The organism is Agrobacterium vacciniicorymbosi, assembly GCF_040427045.1.
Taxonomy (GTDB): domain Bacteria; phylum Pseudomonadota; class Alphaproteobacteria; order Rhizobiales; family Rhizobiaceae; genus Agrobacterium.
Genome location: NZ_JBETMF010000023.1, coordinates 1 through 20,600 on the forward strand (window position 1 = coordinate 1; position 20,600 = coordinate 20,600).

A 20,600-nucleotide genomic window follows, 5' to 3' on the forward strand; every position below is an offset into this window, starting at 1 on the left:
GTCTTGCCGTGGTCAACGTGACCGATCGTGCCAATGTTGACGTGCGGCTTATTGCGCTCAAACTTGCTCTTTGCCATTAGTGGCTCTCCATTCTGATCCCGTAACGGGAATAAACTCTAAATTCGTTTGGGGCGTACCCCGATCACTTCTGACCGGAGTACTTTGCCTGGATTTCCTGAGCAACGTTGCTCGGAACCGGCGAATAATGATCGAAGGTCATCGAATACTGCGCGCGGCCCTGAGACATGGAGCGCAGGTTATCGACGTACTTGAACATGTTGGCCAGCGGAACGTGCGCGTTGATGACAACGGCAATACCGCGGCTTTCCTGACCCTGGATCTGACCGCGACGCGAGTTCAGATCGCCGATTACGTCGCCGACGTAATCTTCAGGAGTGACGACTTCGACCTTCATCATCGGCTCGAGAAGCTGTGCACCAGCCTTCTTCGCTGCTTCACGGAAGCAGGCACGCGATGCGATTTCGAACGCCAGAACCGAGGAGTCAACGTCGTGGTATGCGCCGTCGATCAGGGTTGCCTTGACGCCCAGCATCGGGAAGCCAGCCAGAGGACCGGAAGACAGAACGCTTTCGATACCCTTCTGAACGCCCGGGATGTATTCCTTCGGAACAGCACCACCAACGATCTTGGACTCGAACTTGAACTCTTCGCCATCTGGGTTCGGTTCGAAGATGATCTTAACACGAGCGAACTGACCGGTACCACCGGACTGCTTCTTGTGTGTGTAATCTTCTTCGTGCTGACGCGTGATGGTTTCACGGTAAGCAACCTGCGGAGCACCGACGGTGGCTTCAACCTTGAACTCGCGACGCATACGGTCAACGAGAATGTCGAGGTGAAGTTCGCCCATGCCAGCGATGATCGTCTGACCGGATTCTTCATCCGTCTTGACGCGGAACGAAGGATCTTCAGCTGCCAGGCGGTTGAGCGCAAGGCCCATCTTTTCCTGGTCGCCCTTGGTCTTCGGCTCGATAGCGATCTGGATGACCGGCTCAGGGAATTCCATACGCTCGAGGATAACCGGCTTCAGAGGATCGCAAAGCGTATCGCCTGTTGTGGTTTCCTTGAGGCCTGCGAGAGCAACGATGTCGCCAGCAAAGGCTTCTTCGATGTCTTCACGGGAGTTGGAGTGCATCTGAAGCATACGGCCGACGCGCTCGCGCTTGTCCTTGACCGTGTTGATGACAGACGTGCCCTTTTCGAGCTTGCCCGAATAGATACGTGCGAACGTTAGCGAACCAACGAAGGGGTCGTTCATGATCTTGAACGCAAGCATCGAAAGCGGCTCGGAGTCATCTGCATGACGCTCGATTTCGGCTTCGGTCTTGAAGTCGATGCCCTTGATCGCAGGAATGTCCAGCGGCGAAGGCAGGTAATCGCAAACGGCGTCGAGCAGAGGCTGAACGCCCTTGTTCTTGAACGCAGTACCGCAGAACATCGGGTGGAACTTCACGTCGATGGTGCCGCGGCGAACGAGCGCACGGATCTTGTCGTTGTCAGGCATTTTGCCGTTCAGGTAGTCTTCCATCGCTTCTTCGTCGATCTCGACAACAGTCTCGATCAGCTTTTCGCGATATTCGTCTGCCTTGGCCTTCATGTCTTCTGGGATTTCAACGACGTCCCACTGAGCGCCGAGAGACTCGTCGCGCCAGATGAGTGCGTTCATCTCGATCAGATCGATAACGCCCTTGAACTCGGTTTCTGCACCGATCGGGAGCTGCATGACGACTGCGATGGCGCCGAGACGGGTCTTGATCATTTCTACCGAACGGTAGAAGTCAGCACCGGTCTTGTCCATCTTGTTGCAGAAGATCATACGCGGAACATTGTACTTCTCTGCCTGGCGCCAGACGGTTTCCGTCTGTGGCTCTACACCGGCGTTGGCATCGAGAAGAGCAATAGCACCGTCGAGAACGCGCAGCGAACGCTCAACTTCAATCGTGAAGTCAACGTGGCCGGGGGTGTCGATGATGTTGAAACGGCGCATCTTGCCGTCGCGACCCTTCCAGAAGGTCGTCGTAGCAGCGGACGTGATGGTGATACCACGTTCCTGCTCCTGCTCCATCCAGTCCATCGTGGCTGCGCCATCGTGAACTTCGCCGATCTTGTGCGACTTACCGGTGTAATAAAGAATACGCTCGGTAGTGGTCGTCTTGCCGGCGTCGATATGCGCCATGATACCGAAATTGCGGTAGTCTTCGATTTTATATTCGCGAGCCATAACGGACTGCCTTTCGGATCGGTTAGATTACCAGCGGTAATGCGAGAATGCGCGGTTGGCGTCGGCCATCTTGTGCGTGTCTTCGCGCTTCTTGACTGCGGAACCGCGGTTGTTCGCTGCGTCCATGAGTTCGCCGGAAAGGCGATCGACCATGGTCGTTTCGTTGCGCTTGCGCGCAGCAGCGATCAGCCAGCGGATCGCGAGAGCCTGACGGCGCTCTGGGCGAACATCGACCGGAACCTGGTAGGTAGCACCACCAACGCGGCGCGAACGCACTTCGACGTGCGGAGCAACGTTGTCGAGGGCCGAATGGAAGATGCCGAGCGGCTCTGCCTTGGTCTTGCCCTGAACGACGTCGAACGCGCCGTAAACGATGCTTTCTGCGACCGACTTCTTGCCGTGAAGCATGATGGCGTTCATGAACTTGGTAACGATCAGATCACCGAACTTTGGATCCGGGTTGATCTCACGCTTTTCTGCACTATGGCGACGGGACATACTATTTGTCTCTCAACTTTGAATGACGCTTTACCACGCGGAGAACCTCGCGCAGCGCCGGAATTTGTTAAACCGAATTACTTCGGACGCTTTGCACCGTACTTCGAACGACGCTGCTTACGGTTCTTGACGCCCTGCGTATCGAGAACACCACGGATGATGTGGTAACGAACGCCCGGCAAGTCCTTTACGCGGCCGCCACGGATCATGACAACGGAGTGCTCCTGAAGGTTGTGGCCTTCACCAGGAATGTAGCCGATGACTTCGAAGCCGTTGGTCAGGCGAATCTTGGCAACCTTACGAAGAGCCGAGTTAGGCTTCTTAGGGGTCGTTGTGTAAACGCGGGTGCAAACGCCACGCTTCTGTGGGTTTTCCTGCAGAGCAGGAACCTTATTACGCTTTACCTGTGCCTGACGTGGCTTACGGATCAGCTGGTTTACGGTAGGCATATAACCATCCCTTGCAAAAACTACTTTAGCCACCCTCTCGGATGGCGGTTATACCGTTTCCGGCAACGACGCACGCATAGTCTCATGCGCAAAACGTGGCCCGATCCGGTTTTCACGGATGGACCACTCAATGCAGAGGACGTAAATCATACGTCGTGCGTGCAACATTCGTGTCTCGTACGTGTTTTTGGACCCTTGTTTGAGGTGATCTCCAGAACGAGTCGTTCCAGACGGCCAGACCTCACATTGGCTCCGATGGCGGGCGTACTACTGTTTTACCCCGCTTTCGTCAAGGGTGAATCCGCATTTAGTACCCGCGCGGCGGGCTGGGAACCCCTAGCGTACAGGATTTCGAAACGCTTTTAACATAAAGCCCCTCCCCGCGCATGCTTTTCCCATTCCGGCCTTTGGCTTTTCACAAAAGCCGTCTATTGATTCCCTTGAGGGCAAAGAAGAAGCAAGGCCAGCGGCCGCACCTTCCTCATATGCCACACAATCATAGCCAGAAAAGGAATCGCGTCATGATTACAGAACCAGACAACGACAACGGACGCGACGATGCCATGGTGTTCATCGTCATCGGCAAGGCCTATGAGCGTGAAGGCGACGAAGGCATCGACATCCACGTCATTCTCAGCGCACCGGACGACGACAGCGCCGTACGCGAAGCGCTGAACGCCCTTTCCGAAGAAGGCTTCCTGGAAGCCGACCTCGACCAGATCGGCATGCTGACGGACGCTCCCGACGAAGAGCCCCACGCGTCTGCCTATCAGGGCGCGCTTGAGGGCGAAGTGGCGATTATCCGGTTTGCATGAGGCAGTTGGGCGCGCTGCTATCCTGCGCGCCCCTCTCGCTTACGGTATAAGAAGAATACTTCCTGAACTTTCCCCTTGCTCCATCATTTGGTGCGCTTGAGCCACCTGTCCGAGATCGAATGTAGCCGCGATGCTGGATGTAAGCCCCGCCTCCATGGCGCGAATTGCGGCCTGTGCAGCTTTCTTAAACCGCTCATGATCCCCGCACCACGCCATGATGCTGGGATGGCACAGAGTTTTTCCGGGCCTTAACTCTTCGACCGCGATTGGCGGAATGGGTCCTGCCACCTGGCCGATTGTCAGCACTGTGCCAAACGGCCTTGTCGCGCGTATACTTTTCACCAACATATCGGCGCCTATCCCGTCAAAAGCTATACTGACGCCCTCACCGTGGGTGTAGGCCCTTACCTCCGCGACAAGGTCTACATCTCTTCCCACAATCACGTGGTTTGCGCCGTGAGATACCGCGACCGCTGCCTTCGCGGCTGAACTAGCGGTGCCTATGACAGTAGCGCCAAGTGATCTTGCCCAACGTACCAACAGGCCTCCAAGCCCACCAGCGGAGGCGTGGATGAGGATAGTATCGCCTTCTTTTACCGAGCAAATACATTCCAACATCATGAATGCCGTCATTCCTTTAAGAAGGGAACTGGCTGCCACTTTGGCGGGGATGTCTGACGGCAGTATGATCACCTTTTCTGCAGGTATGGTTCGCGTAGTAGCGTATGCGCCAACCAGCGGCCCAGCATAGGCTACGCGATCTCCCGGCTTGATGTCCGTGACGTCACGCCCCACTGCGTCGACAATGCCTGCGGCCTCCGCGCCTATAACTGCCGGATAAGAGGGAAGTGTATAAATGCCTTTCCGGTGATAAATATCCAAAAAGTTCGTCCCGATAGCTTGGTGACGAATTCTGATCTCATGATCGAGCGGAGCGACAAGCGTCTGACGATCTACACGGAACTTGTCCACGCCGCCCGGCCCCTCCAGAGTTATGATACGATCTGTCATTCTATTCTCCTTTTTTAGGAGACTACACGCTGGCAGGTTGCGCAAAAATTCCCTATTATCAAACATAAATTGGGAAATTTTTCACATATGGATTGGGAAAATATCAGGCATTTCCTTGCTCTTGCGCAAACGGGAACATTGCTCGGAGCAGCCCGGGAGATCGGCGTCGAGCATGCGACTGTGAGCCGCAGAGTAGCCGCGCTGGAAACCAGTCTTGGCCTGAAACTTGTAGACCGGCGGGGCGGGCGCATCCTTCTCACGGTTCATGGGGAGGAGGTGGCGAGAGAAGCGGCTTCCATACTCGAAAAGACGGCTACCATCACCCAGATAGGACGAACAGGTGCCGGGAGCATGCGTGGCCATGTCAAGATCAGCGCTCCCCCAGCTCTTTCATCCGCACTTCTGGCAGAACCTTTCGTAAAACTTCGGCGTCGTTACCCCGAATTGGCGTTGACGCTGTTGGGGGAAACCCGGTTTGCCTCACTTAGTCAAAGGGAAGCCGACATCGCGATACGTCTATCCCGCCCGGATAGGGGTGATTACTCAATCGTAAAGCTCGGCATGCTGACTTTCCGATTTTATGCCACAGAGACATATCTGAAAACTGTATCTGCGGCCAACTGGACTTTCATTGGCTACGACGACAGCATGAATGCGTCGCCGCAAGAGATTCACCTTGCAACCTACGCAGCCGGGCGATCGATCGCCATCCGCTCCTCCGTACTTGACGTTCAGGCATCGGCAGCGAGACTGGGCGGCGGCGTAGCGATACTTCCCGACTTCGTCATAGCGAAAAACGATTGCCTACATATTATCGAGGATGGCCCGGAAATCGTGCGGGAAATCTGGCTGGTTGTTCACTCCGAAATCAAGGAAACGGCGACGATCCGAGTCGTTATCGACGCCTTGAAGCAAACCTTTTCGAAACGACAATCCGTTGAAGGATAATCGTCGCGTGCCAAGTGATGTTGGCTCGAAAGTCCAAACAAAAACGCCCGGATCACTCCGGGCGTTTTCATTTACATCAGACGGAGCCTCTCGAGGCCCCTACCCCAACCGCCGTTACTCGGCAGCTGGAGCCTTGTCTGTCATGTCCTGCAACATCTGGTTTGCGGAAGAGGAGCCGGTGCTCTTCTTGCGCTCTTCGATGATGAGATCGTCGCGGCTTGTGGCGATGCGACGGATCTGGGTCATGGTGCCACCGGTACCAGCTGGGATAAGGCGGCCGACGATGACGTTTTCCTTCAGACCCTGCAGCGTATCCGTCTTGCCGGCGATTGCAGCTTCCGTGAGAACCTTTGTGGTTTCCTGGAACGAAGCAGCCGAGATGAACGATGGCGTCTGCAGCGATGCCTTGGTGATACCCAGAAGAACCGGGTCGCCATAGGCAGGCTTCTTGCCTTCGTCGATCAGACGATCGTTGTTGTCTTCCATCTCGATGCGATCAACGCTGTCGCCAACGATGTAATGCGAGTCGCCTGCATCGGTGATTTCCACCTTCTGCAACATCTGGCGCACGATCACTTCGATGTGCTTGTCGTTGATGACAACGCCCTGCAAGCGGTAAACTTCCTGGATTTCGTTCACGAGGTAGGAAGCCAGAGCCTCTACACCCTTGATCGCCAGAATGTCGTGCGGTGCCGGGTTACCATCGAGAATGTACTCGCCCTTCTCGATGTAGTCGCCTTCCTGAAGGTGGAAGGGCTTGCCCTTCGGGATCAGGTATTCGACTGGCTCGACGCCATCTTCCGCAGGCTCGATCTGAACGCGACGCTTGTTCTTGTAGTCGCGGCCCAGACGGATCGTACCATCGATTTCTGCGATGATAGCGTGATCCTTCGGACGACGCGCTTCGAAGAGTTCGGCAACACGCGGCAGACCACCGGTGATGTCCTTGGTCTTGGCGCTTTCGAGCGGCGAACGTGCAAGCACGTCACCCTGGAAGACCTTCTGACCAGGCTCGACCGACAGGATAGCGTCAACCGACAGCTGGAAGCGGGCTTCACCACCACGGGAAAGCTTCAGCACGGTGCCGGAAGCATCCTTGATGACGATGGACGGCTTGAGGTCCGAACCACGCGGTGTCGAACGCCAGTCGATAACCTGACGCTTGGTGATACCGGTGGATTCGTCGGTCGCTTCGAGAACGGAGAGACCATCGACCAGATCTTCGAAGTGAACAGTACCTTCCACTTCCGTCATCATTGGACGGGTGTAAGGGTCCCACTCTGCCAGACGCTGGCCGCGCTTGACCTTGTCGCCATCATCCACGAACAGCTTAGAACCGTAGGCAACACGTTGCGAGGAACGCTCGACGCCACGCTCATCGAGAATGGTGACGGACATGTTACGGCCCATCGCGATGAGAATGCCTTCGGAGTTACGCAGGCTGTTGCGGTTCTTGATCTGGATCGTGCCTTCGTAAGACGCTTCCAGGAACGACTGGTCGACCACGTTAGCCGTACCGCCAAGGTGGAAGGTACGCATGGTAAGCTGCGTGCCCGGTTCACCGATGGACTGAGCGGCGATAACGCCAACGGCTTCGCCCATGTTGACAGGCGTACCGCGTGCAAGGTCACGACCGTAGCAGACGCCGCAGACACCGACCTGGATTTCGCAGGTCAGAGCAGAGCGGATGCGAACGGACTGGATGCCAGCCTTTTCGATGATCGCCACTTCGGCTTCGTCGATCAGCTTGCCAGCCTTGACGATGTTTTCGCCAGTAACCGGGTTGTCGATGTTATCGAGAGCCGTACGACCAAGGATACGTGCGCCGAGCGAAGCAACGACCTGACCGGCATCAACGATGGCAGTCATGGTGAGGCCCTTATCGGTGCCGCAATCCACGGAGTTGACGATGCAATCCTGCGCGACGTCAACGAGACGACGTGTCAGGTAACCGGAGTTCGCCGTCTTCAAGGCCGTGTCTGCAAGACCCTTACGGGCGCCGTGGGTCGAGTTGAAGTACTCGTTAACGGTCAGACCTTCCTTAAAGTTGGAGATGATCGGCGTTTCGATGATTTCGCCCGATGGCTTGGCCATGAGGCCGCGCATACCGCCCAGCTGACGCATCTGGTTCGGAGAACCACGCGCACCGGAGTGGGACATCATGTAGATGGCGTTCATCGGCTTCTGACGACCGGTCTCTGGATCGAACTCGACAGCCTTAATGCGGGCCATCATGTCTTCAGCGACCTTTTCGGTAGCCTTGCCCCAGGCGTCAACGACCTTGTTGTACTTTTCGCCCTGAGTGATCAGGCCGTCATTGTACTGCTGTTCGTATTCCTTGACCAGGGTTTCGGTGTCACCGACGATCTTTACCTTGGTTTCTGGAATGATCATGTCGTCCTTGCCGAAGGAAATACCGGCGCGGCAGGCATGGGTAAAGCCGAGCTGCATGATGCGGTCGCAGAAGATGACCGTGTCTTTCTGGCCGCAATGACGGTAGACCGTGTCGATCATCTTGGAGATGTTCTTCTTGGTCATTTCCTGGTTGCAGGTTTCGAAAGGAACGTTGACGTTCTTCGGCAGAAGCTCGCCAATGATCATACGACCAGGCGTTGTTTCATAGATCTTCGAAACCGGCTTGCCATCGGCATCCACGGTCTTGAAGCGGCCACGAATCTTCGCATGCAGCGTGACGACCTTGTTTTCCAGAGCATGGTGCAGTTCGCCCATGTCGGAGAAGGCCATGCCTTCGCCCGGCTCGTTCTGGTTCATGATCGACAGATAGTAGAGACCGAGAACCATGTCCTGCGAAGGAACGATGATCGGCTGACCGTTTGCAGGGTGCAGGATGTTGTTGGTGGACATCATCAGCACGCGTGCTTCCAGCTGCGCTTCGAGCGACAGCGGGACGTGAACAGCCATCTGGTCACCGTCGAAGTCGGCGTTGAAGGCCGTGCAGACGAGCGGATGCAGCTGGATGGCCTTGCCTTCGACCAGCATGGGTTCGAAGGCCTGGATACCCAGACGGTGCAGCGTCGGTGCGCGGTTCAACAGCACAGGATGCTCGCGGATGACCTCGTCGAGGATATCCCAAACTTCCGGCTTTTCTTTTTCAACCAGCTTCTTGGCCTGCTTGACGGTGGAGGAGTAACCCTTCGCGTCGAGGCGGGCATAGATGAATGGCTTGAACAGTTCGAGCGCCATCTTCTTTGGCAGACCGCACTGGTGCAGCTTCAATTCTGGACCCGTCACGATAACCGAACGACCGGAATAGTCGACGCGCTTGCCGAGAAGGTTCTGACGGAAGCGGCCCTGCTTGCCCTTGAGCATGTCGGACAGCGACTTCAGCGGACGCTTGTTGGCACCCGTGATGACGCGACCGCGACGGCCGTTGTCGAACAGCGCATCGACGGATTCCTGCAACATACGCTTTTCGTTGCGGATGATGATGCCAGGCGCGCGAAGCTCGATCAGACGCTTCAGACGGTTGTTACGGTTGATAACGCGACGATAGAGATCGTTCAGGTCGGAGGTCGCGAAGCGGCCACCATCCAGCGGAACCAGCGGACGCAGGTCCGGCGGAATGACTGGAACAACCTTCATGATCATCCACTCGGGACGATTGCCGGACTCCATGAAATTCTCAACGATCTTGAGACGCTTCATGAACTTCTTCTGCTTCAGATCCGATGTGGTCTCGGCAAGCTCGGTGCGAAGGTCGCCCGCGATCTTTTCGAGGTCCATCGAAGCCAGCATTTCATAGATGGCTTCAGCGCCGATCATGGCGGTGAACTGATCTTCGCCGAATTCATCGACGGCGATCATGTATTCTTCTTCGTTCAGAAGCTGGTTCTGCTTCAGAGACGTCAGGCCTGGTTCCGTGACGATATAGTTTTCGAAGTAGAGAACACGCTCCACATCTTTCAGCGTCATGTCGAGCAATGTCGAGATACGCGAAGGAAGCGACTTCAGGAACCAGATATGGGCAACGGGCGCGGCCAGTTCGATATGGCCCATGCGCTCACGGCGAACGCGCGACAGCGTAACTTCAACGCCGCACTTTTCGCAGATAATGCCCTTGTACTTCATGCGCTTGTACTTGCCGCACAAGCACTCATAGTCCTTGATCGGTCCGAAAATACGCGCGCAGAAAAGACCGTCACGCTCTGGCTTGAACGTACGGTAGTTGATGGTTTCCGGCTTCTTGATCTCGCCATAAGACCAGGAAAGGATTTTTTCCGGGCTCGCAATCGAAATCCGGATGGAATCGAAATGCTGCGCCGGTACCGACGGGTTGAAAAGGTTCATGACCTCTTGGTTCATGCCTGTCTCCTTAGGGGTTTGGCCCCTTGCTTGCATCTGGCGCGGTGCTGTGCCGATCACCGACCAATGCCTAAAACATGATTAACCGCAAAATGCGGCGGAAGTTTCTACCCTTGGGTCACGACCCTCGGGCGAAACAGGCAGGCACATTGAGTGCCTGCCCTTCTGTTTCTTATTCCGCCGCGTCAGGCAGCTGATCCGCTGCGTTGGCGTCGTCGAGCTTGGAGTTTTCCAGTTCGACGCTGAGGCCCAGCGAGCGCATTTCCTTGACGAGAACGTTGAAGCTCTCTGGAATACCGGCTTCGAAGGTATCGTCGCCACGGACGATTGCTTCGTAAACCTTGGTACGGCCCGCCACGTCGTCCGACTTGACGGTGAGCATTTCCTGCAGCGTGTAAGCTGCGCCGTAAGCTTCCAGAGCCCAGACTTCCATTTCCCCGAAGCGCTGACCGCCGAACTGCGCCTTACCACCCAGCGGCTGCTGAGTAACGAGCGAGTAAGGACCGATCGAACGAGCGTGGATCTTGTCGTCGACCAAGTGGTTCAGCTTGATCATGTACATGTAGCCAACGGTGACCTTACGGTCGAAGGTTTCACCGGTACGACCATCGTACAGAACAGACTGACCCGACTCATTGAGACCGGCTCTCTTCAGCATTTCTGCAACGTCAGGCTCATGCGCACCGTCGAAGACCGGCGTTGCAATGGAAACGCCCTTCTTGGACTGCTCGGCAAGACGGATCAGGGACTCGTCGTCGAACTGCGAGACTTCGTCCTTGGCCTGGCTGGCATACACTTCCGTCAGCTCGCGCTTCAGGTCGGTGATGTCGAGCGACTTGTGATACTCTTCAAGCATATTCCCGATTTTCTTGCCCATACCGGCGCAAGCCCATGCGAGATGCGTTTCGAGAATCTGACCGACGTTCATGCGCGAAGGCACGCCCAGCGGGTTCAAGCAGATGTCGACATGCGTACCATCTTCCAGGAACGGCATATCTTCAACAGGCACGATACGCGAGACAACGCCCTTGTTACCGTGACGGCCAGCCATCTTGTCGCCCGGCTGGATCTTGCGCTTCACAGCAACGAAGACCTTGACCATCTTCATGACGCCAGGAGGCATTTCGTCGCCGCGCTGAACCTTCTCGACCTTGTCCATGAAGCGCTGTTCAAGGCGCGACTTGGATTCGTCGTACTGACCGCGAAGCGCTTCCAGCTCGGACTGAGCCTTTTCGTCTTCGACAGCGAACATCCACCACTGCGAGCGGGGATATTCGGATACGACAGCGTTCGAAAGCTCGACGCCCTTCTTGAAGCCCTTTGGACCGGCAATGGAAACCTGTCCGCGCAGCATCTCGATCAGACGACCATAGACGTTGCGGTCCAGAATGGCCTGCTCGTCGTCACGGTCCTTGGCAAGACGTTCGATCTCTTCGCGCTCGATAGCCATCGCACGTTCGTCTTTTTCGACGCCGTGACGGTTGAAAACGCGAACTTCAACGACCGTACCAAACGTGCCCGGAGGCATGCGCATGGATGTGTCGCGAACGTCGGAAGCCTTTTCACCGAAGATGGCGCGCAGAAGCTTTTCTTCCGGCGTCATCGGGCTTTCACCCTTCGGCGTGATCTTGCCGACGAGGATATCGCCAGGCTGAACTTCCGCACCGATGTAAACGATACCGGCTTCGTCGAGGTTCTTCAGCGCTTCTTCCGAAACGTTCGGAATATCACGCGTGATTTCTTCAGGACCAAGCTTGGTGTCGCGGGCCATCACTTCGAATTCTTCGATGTGGATGGAGGTGAACACGTCGTCGGAGACGATGCGCTCGGACATCAGGATCGAGTCTTCGTAGTTGTAACCGTTCCAAGGCATGAACGCGACGAGCGCGTTGCGGCCAAGTGCCAAGTCACCGAGGTCGGTCGAAGGACCGTCAGCGATGATGTCGCCCTTGTTCAGAATGTCGCCGACGGCGACCAGCGGACGCTGGTTGACGCAGGTATTCTGGTTGGAGCGCTGGAACTTCTGCAGACGATAGATATCAACGCCGGACTTGCCTGCATCGAGGTCTTCGGTTGCACGGATAACGATACGGGTCGCATCCACCTGATCGACAACACCGGAACGACGGGCTGCAATGGCAGCGCCGGAGTCACGGGCAACGATCGGCTCCATGCCGGTTCCGACGAACGGAGCCTCGGCACGCAGAAGCGGAACGGCCTGACGCTGCATGTTCGAGCCCATGAGAGCGCGGTTGGCGTCGTCGTTTTCCAGGAACGGAATGAGAGCCGCAGCGACCGAAACCAGCTGCTTCGGCGAAACGTCCATCAGGTTGATGTTGTCACGCGGAGCAAGCATAACTTCGCCGGAGTGACGGCAAACAACGAACTCTTCCGTAAACGCGCCTTCAGCGTCCAGCTCGGCATTCGCCTGTGCGACGTAGTACTTCGCCTCTTCCATAGCGGAGAGGTAAATCACGTCAGTCGTAACCTTGCCGTCGATGATCTTGCGGTACGGGCTTTCGATGAAGCCGTACTTGTTGACGCGGGCAAAGGTTGCAAGCGAGTTGATCAGACCGATGTTCGGGCCTTCCGGCGTTTCAATCGGGCAAATACGGCCGTAGTGGGTTGGGTGAACGTCGCGGACTTCGAAGCCTGCGCGCTCGCGGGTCAGACCACCTGGTCCAAGAGCCGAAAGACGGCGCTTGTGGGTGATTTCCGAAAGCGGGTTCACCTGGTCCATGAACTGCGACAGCTGCGAGGAGCCGAAGAATTCGCGAACGGCAGCTGCTGCTGGCTTGGCGTTGATCAGATCCTGCGGCATCACGGTGTCGATTTCGATCGAGGACATACGTTCCTTGATCGCACGTTCCATGCGCAGCAGACCCAGACGATACTGGTTCTCCATCAACTCACCGACGGAGCGAACACGACGGTTGCCGAGGTTGTCGATATCGTCGATTTCGCCCTTACCGTCGCGCAGTTCGACCAGCATCTTGACGACAGCCAGGATGTCTTCCTTGCGCAGTGTGCGCACGGTGTCTTCTGCATCAAGGTCGAGACGCATGTTCATCTTGACGCGGCCAACAGCCGACAGGTCATAGCGCTCGCTATCGAAGAACAGCGAGTTGAACATGGCTTCAGCCGAATCCATGGTTGGTGGCTCACCCGGACGCATGACGCGGTAGATGTCGAACAGAGCTTCCTGACGGTTCTCGTTCTTGTCTGCAGCCAGCGTGTTGCGGATGTAGGCGCCAACATTGACGTGGTCGATGTTGAGGATCGGAATCTCATCGAAACCAGAGTCGAGGATGAGCTTCAGCGTCTTCTCGTCGATTTCGTCGCCAGCTTCGAGATAGATTTCACCTGTCTCGTAGTTGACGATGTCTTCGGCCAGATAGTTGCCGTAGAGGTCTTCATCCGTCGCCTTCAGGAACTTGAGGCCCTTGTCGGACAGCTGACGCAGCAGACGCGGGGTCAGCTTCTTACCGGCTTCGACAACGACTTCGCCCGTGTCGGCATCAACCAGTTCGGTGATAGCCTTGGCACCCTTCAGCACGTCGGCCTGATACGGGAAGCGCCAGCCTTCGCCGTCGCGCTCGTAATTTGCCTTGGTGTAGAAGGTCGACAGGATTTCTTCGCCGTCCATGCCAAGCGCCATCAGAAGCGATGTTGCAGGCAGTTTACGGCGACGGTCGATACGTGCGTAGACGACATCCTTGGCGTCGAATTCGATATCGAGCCAGGAACCGCGATACGGAATGACGCGGGCAGCAAACAGAAGCTTGCCGGAAGAGTGGCTCTTGCCCTTGTCGTGGTCGAAGAATACGCCCGGCGAACGGTGCATCTGAGACACGATAACGCGCTCGGTGCCGTTGACGATGAACGTACCGTTGTTGGTCATGAGCGGCATGTCGCCCATGTAGACGGACTGTTCCTTGATGTCCTTGATGGACTTCGCGCCCGTATCTTCATCAATATCGAACACGATGAGGCGCAACGTCACCTTGAGCGGCGCTGCGTAGGTCAGATCGCGCTGACGGCATTCCTCGACGTCGAACTTCGGTGCTTCGAATTCGTAAGAAACGAATTCCAGCATGGACGCACCGGAGAAGTCGGTGATCGGGAATACGGATTTGAATACGGCATTCAATCCCTCGTCGGGACGACCGCCCTTGGGCTCGTCAACCATGAGAAACTGGTCGTACGAAGCCTTCTGAACCTCAATGAGGTTCGGCATTTCCGCTACTTCTGGAATCTTGCCGAAAAACTTGCGTACGCGCCTGCGACCGTTAAACGAAAGGGTCTGAGCCATCGTCGCTCCTTTAAAATTGCATCCGGGCCTGCAACGGACGGGAACCGCTGGCCAGTCGATCCCGTCAATCCAATGAGTGTCTTCAATCTCGTTTCACGTCCCGAATTGTAAGGCCGGATTGCCTGTACAGCGCGGTTCGAAACCATTCTCTTGAAGAACCCATTACCCAAAAGCCATTTTCACGCGGCTTTTGGGTAAAAAGTTCGGTAGAAATGAAATCAGGAGGCGGTGCAAGCACCACCTCCCAAAACATTCCAAGATTACTTAACGTCAACCTTGGCGCCTGCGTCTTCAAGCTTCTTCTTGAGGTCAGCAGCTTCAGCCTTGGAAACAGCTTCCTTAACAGCCTTAGGTGCGCCTTCGACGAGGTCCTTAGCTTCCTTCAGGCCGAGACCTGTGATAGCGCGGACTTCCTTGATGACGTTGATCTTGTTAGCGCCAGCGTCCGTCAGGATGACGTCGAATTCAGTCTTTTCTTCTTCAGCAGGAGCTGCAGCAGCGCCGCCAGCAGCAGCAACTGCTACAGGAGCAGCAGCGGAAACGCCCCACTTTTCTTCGAGAAGCTTGGAAAGCTCAGCAGCTTCCAGAACTGTCAGAGCGGAGAGGTCGTCAACGATCTTTGCGAGATCAGCCATGTTATAGTTCCTTTAATTCGGTTCGAACCGGTTTGAATATTTACAGCGAAAAACCGCCTTAAGCGGCTTCGTCCTTCTTGGAGTATGCCGAGAACACGCGAGCAAGCTGACTTGCCGGTGCCGAAACAACCGTAGCGATGCGCGTTGCAGGGGCGTTGAGTAGGCCCAGCAGCTTTCCGCGCAGCTCGTCCAACGACGGCAGGGTCGCAAGCGACTTGACTGCATCTGCGTTGAGCGTGGTTGCTCCCATGGCGCCGCCCAGAACAACGACTTTGTCGTTGGTCTTTGCGAAATCCATGACGACTTTCGGAGCAATCATAGGGTCAGTGCTGTATGCAATCAGCGTCTGTCCCTTGAAGAGATCGATGATCCCTTCCGACTCCGTACCCTGAAGAGCGATCTTGGCCAGGCGGTTCTTCGCGACCTTGACGGTGCCGCCAGCAGCACGCATTTTCGAACGAAAATCGTTCATCTGCGCAACTGTGACACCAGCATAGTGGGCCACGACAACTGAACCGGAAGCCTTGAAGACTTCGTTCAGCTCCGTGACGAATTCGCGTTTTTCCGCTCTTTCCACTGTCTGTCTCCAGTAGATGAGAACACACTGAATGTGCACCCATCGGGTTTGCCTTTGCCTCAAGAGACTTTGTTGCCAAAATCTCAAGCGACGCTTGAGGATCCTGTCCCCCGCTCTGTCGCCGCAAACGGCTTCAGGCACAGGCACATCAGGTTCGAACCGGATTATTAAGCATCCTTGGATGCGAAAATCCGGGCCTTACCCGTCTCATGCAGGCTAATGATTAAGGCCTAAATCCCGAAGGAAATGGACCGCCAGCAATCTCGGACAGGAGTTCCAGGTTGCCCTGGAAATTCCCGGCTCTTGCGAACCGGAAATCTTTTTTGCCGCGCCTCCTGGGAGACGCGGCGAATGATTATGCGGTGACCGACGAAGGCTCGATGCGAACGCCCGGACCCATGGTCGAGGAGATCGCTACGCGCTTGACGTAGTTACCCTTGGCGCCAGCTGGCTTTGCCTTGATGACGGCGTCAGCAAAAGCCTTGATGTTTTCTTCGAGCGCCTTGGCATCGAAGGAAGCCTTGCCGATGCCAGCATGAACGATACCGGCCTTTTCGACGCGGAATTCAACGGCGCCGCCCTTGGAAGCCTTGACAGCTCCAGCAACGTCCATCGTAACCGTACCGACCTTAGGGTTCGGCATCATGCCGCGTGGGCCGAGAACCTTGCCGAGACGACCGACGAGCGGCATCATGTCAGGGGTCGCGATAACGCGGTCGAAGTCGATCTTGCCGCCCTGAACGATTTCGAGCAGGTCTTCAGCACCGACGATGTCTGCACCAGCAGCCTTGGCTTCATCAGCCTTGGCGCCACGAGCAAAAACAGCAACGCGAACGTCGCGGCCTGTGCCGTTCGGCAGGTTGACAACGCCGCGAACCATCTGGTCCGCGTGACGTGGGTCAACGCCGAGGTTCATGGAAACTTCAACGGTTTCGTCGAACTTGGCGACAGCCCGTTCCTTAACCATCGAAATGGCGTCGGTCAGGACGTAAAGTGTCTTCGAATCCACGCCTTCGCGGATCTTCTGTACGCGCTTTGCAAGCTTAGCCATGATCAACCTACCACTTCCAGGCCCATGGCGCGGGCAGAGCCCTCAACCATCGCCATTGCGCCTTCGATGTCGGCTGCGTTCAGATCCTTCATCTTGCCTTCGGCAATAGTTCTGACCTGAGCCTTGGTGATCGAGCCGACCTTGGCGCCCTTACCAGGCGTCTTGGAACCGGAGGTGATCTTTGCTTCCTTCTTCAGCCAATAGGTCATTGGCGGCTGCTTCATAGCAAACGTGAAGGACTTGTCCTGGTAATAGGTAATGACGACCGGGATCGGCATACCCTTTTCCATTTCCTGCGTAGCGGCGTTGAACGCCTTGCAGAATTCCATGATGTTAATGCCACGCTGACCAAGCGCCGGGCCGATTGGCGGGGACGGGTTTGCCGATCCTGCCTTGACCTGAAGCTTGAGCTGGCCTGCAACTTTCTTAGCCATATCTCTCTGCCTTTCAAATCGAACCGGTTTCCCGGCTCCTATGCCGGAAATTCCGGCGGCTGCGGTTGCGTGGTGCGATCCCTGCCCCGGCTAAGAGCCAGGAAATCTTCCACGCGTTATGCGGACTTGCCGCATCACACCAGTGAGAAAGCAACGACTTGCAGACACTCACCGATGAATTGAATGAAAGGCGCATGCGCCTTTCGAAATCTTGTCAGACCTTCTCGACCTGAGCGTATTCCAGCTCGACAGGTGTCGCACGACCAAAGATCGATACTTCCACCTTCAGGCGCGAACGCTCCTCATCGACATCCTGAACCACACCGTTGAACGATGCGAACGGACCATCGGAAACGCGAACCTGCTCGCCGATCTCGAACGAAACCGAAGACTTCGGACGTTCAACGCCTTCCTGAACCTGACCGAGAATACGGTCTGCTTCAGAATCAGGGATCGGAACAGGCTTGTTATCCGAACCCAGGAAACCCGTGACCTTGGGCGTATTCTTGATGAGGTGATAGGCCTCATCCGTCAGGTTGGCGCGCACCAGCACGTAACCTGGAAAAAACTTACGCTCACTATCGACCTTGCGACCGCGACGCACCTCGACAACCTTTTCGGTCGGCACGAGGATTCTTTCAAATAGGTGATCAAGACCCTTCTGACGGACCTTTTCCTCAATCGACTCAGCGACCTTCTTCTCGAAGTTCGAATACGCCTGAACGATATACCAACGCGCTGCCATCTTTACTCTCCGCTCAATTCGTTACCGGCCGACGCTCAGAACGAGACTGAGCAACCAGCCAATGAGCTGGTCAGCCGCAAAGAAGAACAGTGCCGCGAAGATGACCATTACCAGCACCATAGCCGTGGAAATCATCGTTTCGCGGCGCGACGGCCAAGTGATCTTCGACGCTTCGGCGCGAACCTGCTGCAGAAACGTAAACGGATTGGTTTTGGATGCCATTGACTGCCCACGCAATTACGGCACGTAAAGCCGATACTGATCAGCCCCACGCACCGCGTGTCTGTTTTGACCTACATAAACGCCGATTCCCAATTAAACAAGAGGAAATCGACATTCGGCGAATTTCACCGGGTATACCGGCACCTCACCTGCCATGCAGCGATGCCCGCGCTTGCGCATGAGGAATGGCAGGGGCAGTAAGGCTCGAACTTACGACCTGCGGTTTTGGAGACCGCCGCTCTACCAACTGAGCTATACCCCTAAATCGGAACAATCCGGCAAACTTCTTTTGTCCACCGTTGTCCGTGACGCCCGTTTAAGGCCACGAATCTTTATTGGCAAGTGTTTTTTTCAAGATTCACAAAGATGATGGAACCAGACAAGGCGAACACTATTTTCGTTTCACATCATAAACTGGGAAACGATCATGCAGGGAATTTCGAATGCATTGGAACCACATGCATTCACGAACCTACTCAAAAATTACGGCACAATCGCGCTGATCGCCAACAGCGAAAGCGTTGACATCGATAAAATCGTAGGCGCCTTGCCTCCAGACACGCTTTTCGTGTTTTTCACCGGATGCGCGAAGGTTTTAAAAGCGCCCTTTCCCCATGACGCAATCTTGTGTCACCGACTGGTGGCAAACGGCAAACGCTTCCTCAAGTCCCAAAAGCACTTCGATAGCGCCCATAGTTTTTTCCCCAACGGGCTAAAGGCTGAAGTTGGCATGCTGGCCGACAGGGTGAGGATGAACGAAGGAAAACCTTCCTGCCCGCGCACGAGTGATCTTGTCCCACTCACCATTGATTTCGATTGCATGTTCGACAACTTCTATCCGCCAGGAAGAATGCCGACCACCGGCTTTGCGCTGGCGCTGTGGCTGATTGAATCGATTCCTGAAGCGGAGGTTTATCTGTGCGGCTTCACCGGTGTGGCTGGCACACAGTTTAATATGTATACGGAACATGATTGGACGTTCGAGCAGACCGTCCTACACCTATTCGTGAAAAAAGGCCGTATCAGACGGTTGGAAGAAAGTGATTCAGCCGCCTCACAAAACTGGCTGTCGAACGTTTCCAAACGCTTCCCCGAATTCGATCAGGGAGAGATCGCGATGGCTGCGTCTCAGGTGCTCGGCAACCGCTTTACCGGGATGGAAAGAAGGGTCGCCAAGATTTGGGATCAGATGAAATGGCGCCGGAAGATCAAAGACCTCATCCGGCGCTTACGTCGTAAATAGCAGCGTATGCGCGCGGTCTCGCCTGCGCGATATGCTCACTAGGCGCGCTGAACAACAGTCAACATTCTCTCCCGAGTAGCGAACCACTCTTCGGCATAATCGTCGTTCTTGTATTCCGCGAAATACGGACCGCCATCAGTGAAATGGACATTGTCCGCAGCCGGATCATGGTCGTACTCGTTGACGAGCCAATTCCAGCTTGCGGGAATTTCTCCGATTAAATCTTCAGACTCGAGCCACTTGAACTGATGAAGCTGCAATCCGGTGGCCGTGTTGACGTAGTCCTTGGTCAGCGCTCTGCACTTTGCATTGTTGAATAGGATGAAGCTCGACCAGTTCTTCTTCTCGTATTTCGTCTGGGTCTGCCCAAGAAATTTGGTTTCGACCTTTGGAACATAGTCATGCTTCACGCACATCGCGGCATAACGGTCATCGCGCATATTCCAGAGCTTGGCGATATCTGAACGCATCAACATATCGCAGTCGGCAAATATCGCCCAACCCTCGAAGTTGCACAGATAGGGAACCAGAAAACGCGAGAAGGAAAATTCCGTTGACTGGAGCTGATTACGCTCCCGCGTGAAAACACCGTCGAGATTGCTGAGCGCGATCGGCATGAACTCTACTGGAATGGAGCTCTTCTCTTGAATGCTTTGGCAAAAGACATGGTAGGCGACGACTTCCTTGCTGTCGAAGCCAATAAATACGCGTGCCGTCTCAGTCATGTTCGCTCCCGTTGATTGCCATTTGCTGGCTGTGTTCCGAAAGGCAACGCCTTCGGTTAGCGGAAGCTACATAAGAATATTAGGCGATGTTGAGGCAACGTAGCCCAAAAAAGGTCATTAAAGGCAAAAACATGCCAGTCTTCTGTTTTTATGAAAGAGCAGAATGATGTAAGCGCAAAAACAAAAAGCCCCGCTGTTGCCAGCGGGGCTTTCGTTTCTCCCTTACGGGAAAAGATTACTCGACGATCGAGGCCACGATGCCGGCGCCGACGGTACGGCCGCCTTCGCGGATCGCGAAGCGCAGCTTTTCTTCCATCGCGATTGGAACGATCAGCTCAACAGCAACGGTAACGTTGTCGCCTGGCATAAC

Annotated in this window: 17 protein-coding genes, 1 tRNA gene and 1 pseudogene; 3 read left to right on the forward strand and 16 right to left on the reverse strand. The window is 55.5% G+C overall.

Going from position 1 to position 20,600, the window contains the following annotated elements; all coding sequences use genetic code 11:
* The 4 genes and pseudogenes from ABUK73_RS22995 to rpsL form a co-directional block, all read right to left on the reverse strand.
* A pseudogene (locus ABUK73_RS22995) lies at positions 1 to 77 on the reverse strand (GTP-binding protein); the annotation flags it as partial.
* A gap of 65 nt (positions 78 to 142) precedes the next feature.
* The gene (fusA, locus tag ABUK73_RS23000; protein WP_113090066.1) at positions 143 to 2,242 is read right to left on the reverse strand and encodes an elongation factor G; all 2,100 of its coding nucleotides are present in this window, start codon (positions 2,240 to 2,242) and stop codon (positions 143 to 145) included.
* Between the two features lie 27 nt (positions 2,243 to 2,269).
* Positions 2,270 to 2,740: a 30S ribosomal protein S7 gene (rpsG, locus tag ABUK73_RS23005; RefSeq protein ID WP_062450738.1), complete on the reverse strand. Its 471-nt coding sequence runs from the start codon at positions 2,738 to 2,740 to the stop codon at positions 2,270 to 2,272.
* 77 nt (positions 2,741 to 2,817) lie between these two features.
* Entirely contained in the window at positions 2,818 to 3,189 is a 372-nt protein-coding gene (rpsL, locus tag ABUK73_RS23010) for a 30S ribosomal protein S12 (RefSeq protein WP_003507760.1), read from the reverse strand.
* A gap of 521 nt (positions 3,190 to 3,710) precedes the next feature.
* On the opposite strand from rpsL, the gene ABUK73_RS23015 reads away from it, so the two are divergent.
* Positions 3,711 to 4,004 carry a hypothetical protein gene (locus ABUK73_RS23015; protein WP_062450737.1) on the forward strand — a complete coding sequence of 98 codons (294 nt, stop codon included), beginning with the start codon at positions 3,711 to 3,713 and terminating at the stop codon, positions 4,002 to 4,004.
* Positions 4,005 to 4,043: 39 nt separating this feature from the next.
* Here ABUK73_RS23015 and ABUK73_RS23020 read toward each other — a convergent pair whose 3' ends face one another.
* Positions 4,044 to 5,015 (reverse strand): quinone oxidoreductase family protein, encoded by a 972-nt coding sequence (locus ABUK73_RS23020; protein WP_353579280.1) that lies wholly within the window; start codon positions 5,013 to 5,015, stop codon positions 4,044 to 4,046.
* Positions 5,016 to 5,102: 87 nt separating this feature from the next.
* Here ABUK73_RS23020 and ABUK73_RS23025 point away from each other — a divergent pair, with 87 nt between their 5' ends.
* The gene (locus ABUK73_RS23025; protein WP_353579281.1) at positions 5,103 to 5,963 is read left to right on the forward strand and encodes a LysR family transcriptional regulator; all 861 of its coding nucleotides are present in this window, start codon (positions 5,103 to 5,105) and stop codon (positions 5,961 to 5,963) included.
* Positions 5,964 to 6,077: 114 nt separating this feature from the next.
* On the opposite strand, the gene rpoC is transcribed toward ABUK73_RS23025, so the two are convergent.
* The 9 genes from rpoC to ABUK73_RS23070 all read right to left on the reverse strand — a co-directional run bounded on the left by rpoC (position 6,078) and on the right by ABUK73_RS23070 (position 18,524).
* Positions 6,078 to 10,286, reverse strand: a complete 4,209-nt coding sequence (gene rpoC / locus ABUK73_RS23030) for a DNA-directed RNA polymerase subunit beta' (RefSeq protein ID WP_353579282.1) — start codon at positions 10,284 to 10,286, stop codon at positions 6,078 to 6,080.
* Between the two features lie 172 nt (positions 10,287 to 10,458).
* Positions 10,459 to 14,598, reverse strand: coding sequence for a DNA-directed RNA polymerase subunit beta (gene rpoB / locus ABUK73_RS23035; RefSeq protein ID WP_353579283.1), 4,140 nt, complete (start codon positions 14,596 to 14,598; stop codon positions 10,459 to 10,461).
* 260 nt (positions 14,599 to 14,858) lie between these two features.
* Positions 14,859 to 15,233, reverse strand: a complete 375-nt coding sequence (rplL, locus tag ABUK73_RS23040) for a 50S ribosomal protein L7/L12 (protein WP_113090070.1) — start codon at positions 15,231 to 15,233, stop codon at positions 14,859 to 14,861.
* Between the two features lie 58 nt (positions 15,234 to 15,291).
* On the reverse strand, positions 15,292 to 15,810 hold the full coding sequence (rplJ, locus tag ABUK73_RS23045) for a 50S ribosomal protein L10 (RefSeq protein ID WP_062588823.1): 519 nt from the start codon (positions 15,808 to 15,810) through the stop codon (positions 15,292 to 15,294).
* 355 nt (positions 15,811 to 16,165) lie between these two features.
* Positions 16,166 to 16,861, reverse strand: a complete 696-nt coding sequence (rplA, locus tag ABUK73_RS23050; protein ID WP_045232859.1) for a 50S ribosomal protein L1 — start codon at positions 16,859 to 16,861, stop codon at positions 16,166 to 16,168.
* A gap of 2 nt (positions 16,862 to 16,863) precedes the next feature.
* Positions 16,864 to 17,295, reverse strand: coding sequence for a 50S ribosomal protein L11 (gene rplK, locus ABUK73_RS23055; protein WP_113090071.1), 432 nt, complete (start codon positions 17,293 to 17,295; stop codon positions 16,864 to 16,866).
* Positions 17,296 to 17,509: 214 nt separating this feature from the next.
* Positions 17,510 to 18,040: a transcription termination/antitermination protein NusG gene (nusG, locus tag ABUK73_RS23060; RefSeq protein ID WP_077123215.1), complete on the reverse strand. Its 531-nt coding sequence runs from the start codon at positions 18,038 to 18,040 to the stop codon at positions 17,510 to 17,512.
* A 21-nt stretch (positions 18,041 to 18,061) separates the two neighbouring features.
* On the reverse strand, positions 18,062 to 18,262 hold the full coding sequence (gene secE, locus ABUK73_RS23065; RefSeq protein ID WP_042618546.1) for a preprotein translocase subunit SecE: 201 nt from the start codon (positions 18,260 to 18,262) through the stop codon (positions 18,062 to 18,064).
* Positions 18,263 to 18,448: 186 nt separating this feature from the next.
* Positions 18,449 to 18,524: transfer RNA gene (locus tag ABUK73_RS23070), tRNA-Trp, on the reverse strand.
* Between the two features lie 165 nt (positions 18,525 to 18,689).
* On the opposite strand from ABUK73_RS23070, the gene ABUK73_RS23075 reads away from it, so the two are divergent.
* Complete coding sequence (locus ABUK73_RS23075) at positions 18,690 to 19,505, forward strand: hypothetical protein (protein ID WP_353579284.1); 816 nt, start codon at positions 18,690 to 18,692, stop codon at positions 19,503 to 19,505.
* A gap of 38 nt (positions 19,506 to 19,543) precedes the next feature.
* Here the strand turns inward: ABUK73_RS23075 and ABUK73_RS23080 are convergent, their stop codons facing one another.
* On the reverse strand, positions 19,544 to 20,230 hold the full coding sequence (locus ABUK73_RS23080) for a glycosyltransferase (RefSeq protein ID WP_353579285.1): 687 nt from the start codon (positions 20,228 to 20,230) through the stop codon (positions 19,544 to 19,546).
* Between the two features lie 235 nt (positions 20,231 to 20,465).
* Positions 20,466 to 20,600: EF-Tu C-terminal domain-related protein (locus ABUK73_RS23085; RefSeq protein ID WP_454892314.1), on the reverse strand; the 135-nt coding region annotated here is incomplete at its 5' end.

Bases quoted from the DNA above. Each gene is read 5' to 3' on its own strand.
- rpsG (WP_062450738.1), bottom strand. From the start codon at position 2,740: ATGTCCCGTCGCCATAGTGCAGAAAAGCGTGAGATCAACCCGGATCCA.
- rplL (WP_113090070.1), bottom strand. From the start codon at position 15,233: ATGGCTGATCTCGCAAAGATCGTTGACGACCTCTCCGCTCTGACAGTT.
- rpsL (WP_003507760.1), bottom strand. From the start codon at position 3,189: ATGCCTACCGTAAACCAGCTGATCCGTAAGCCACGTCAGGCACAGGTA.
- rplK (WP_113090071.1), bottom strand. From the start codon at position 17,295: ATGGCTAAGAAAGTTGCAGGCCAGCTCAAGCTTCAGGTCAAGGCAGGA.
- rplA (WP_045232859.1), bottom strand. From the start codon at position 16,861: ATGGCTAAGCTTGCAAAGCGCGTACAGAAGATCCGCGAAGGCGTGGAT.
- ABUK73_RS23075 (WP_353579284.1), top strand. From the start codon at position 18,690: ATGCAGGGAATTTCGAATGCATTGGAACCACATGCATTCACGAACCTA.
- ABUK73_RS23025 (WP_353579281.1), top strand. From the start codon at position 5,103: ATGGATTGGGAAAATATCAGGCATTTCCTTGCTCTTGCGCAAACGGGA.
- fusA (WP_113090066.1), bottom strand. From the start codon at position 2,242: ATGGCTCGCGAATATAAAATCGAAGACTACCGCAATTTCGGTATCATG.
- ABUK73_RS23020 (WP_353579280.1), bottom strand. From the start codon at position 5,015: ATGACAGATCGTATCATAACTCTGGAGGGGCCGGGCGGCGTGGACAAG.
- ABUK73_RS23015 (WP_062450737.1), top strand. From the start codon at position 3,711: ATGATTACAGAACCAGACAACGACAACGGACGCGACGATGCCATGGTG.
- ABUK73_RS23080 (WP_353579285.1), bottom strand. From the start codon at position 20,230: ATGACTGAGACGGCACGCGTATTTATTGGCTTCGACAGCAAGGAAGTC.
- rpoB (WP_353579283.1), bottom strand. From the start codon at position 14,598: ATGGCTCAGACCCTTTCGTTTAACGGTCGCAGGCGCGTACGCAAGTTT.
- nusG (WP_077123215.1), bottom strand. From the start codon at position 18,040: ATGGCAGCGCGTTGGTATATCGTTCAGGCGTATTCGAACTTCGAGAAG.
- rpoC (WP_353579282.1), bottom strand. From the start codon at position 10,286: ATGAACCAAGAGGTCATGAACCTTTTCAACCCGTCGGTACCGGCGCAG.
- secE (WP_042618546.1), bottom strand. From the start codon at position 18,262: ATGGCATCCAAAACCAATCCGTTTACGTTTCTGCAGCAGGTTCGCGCC.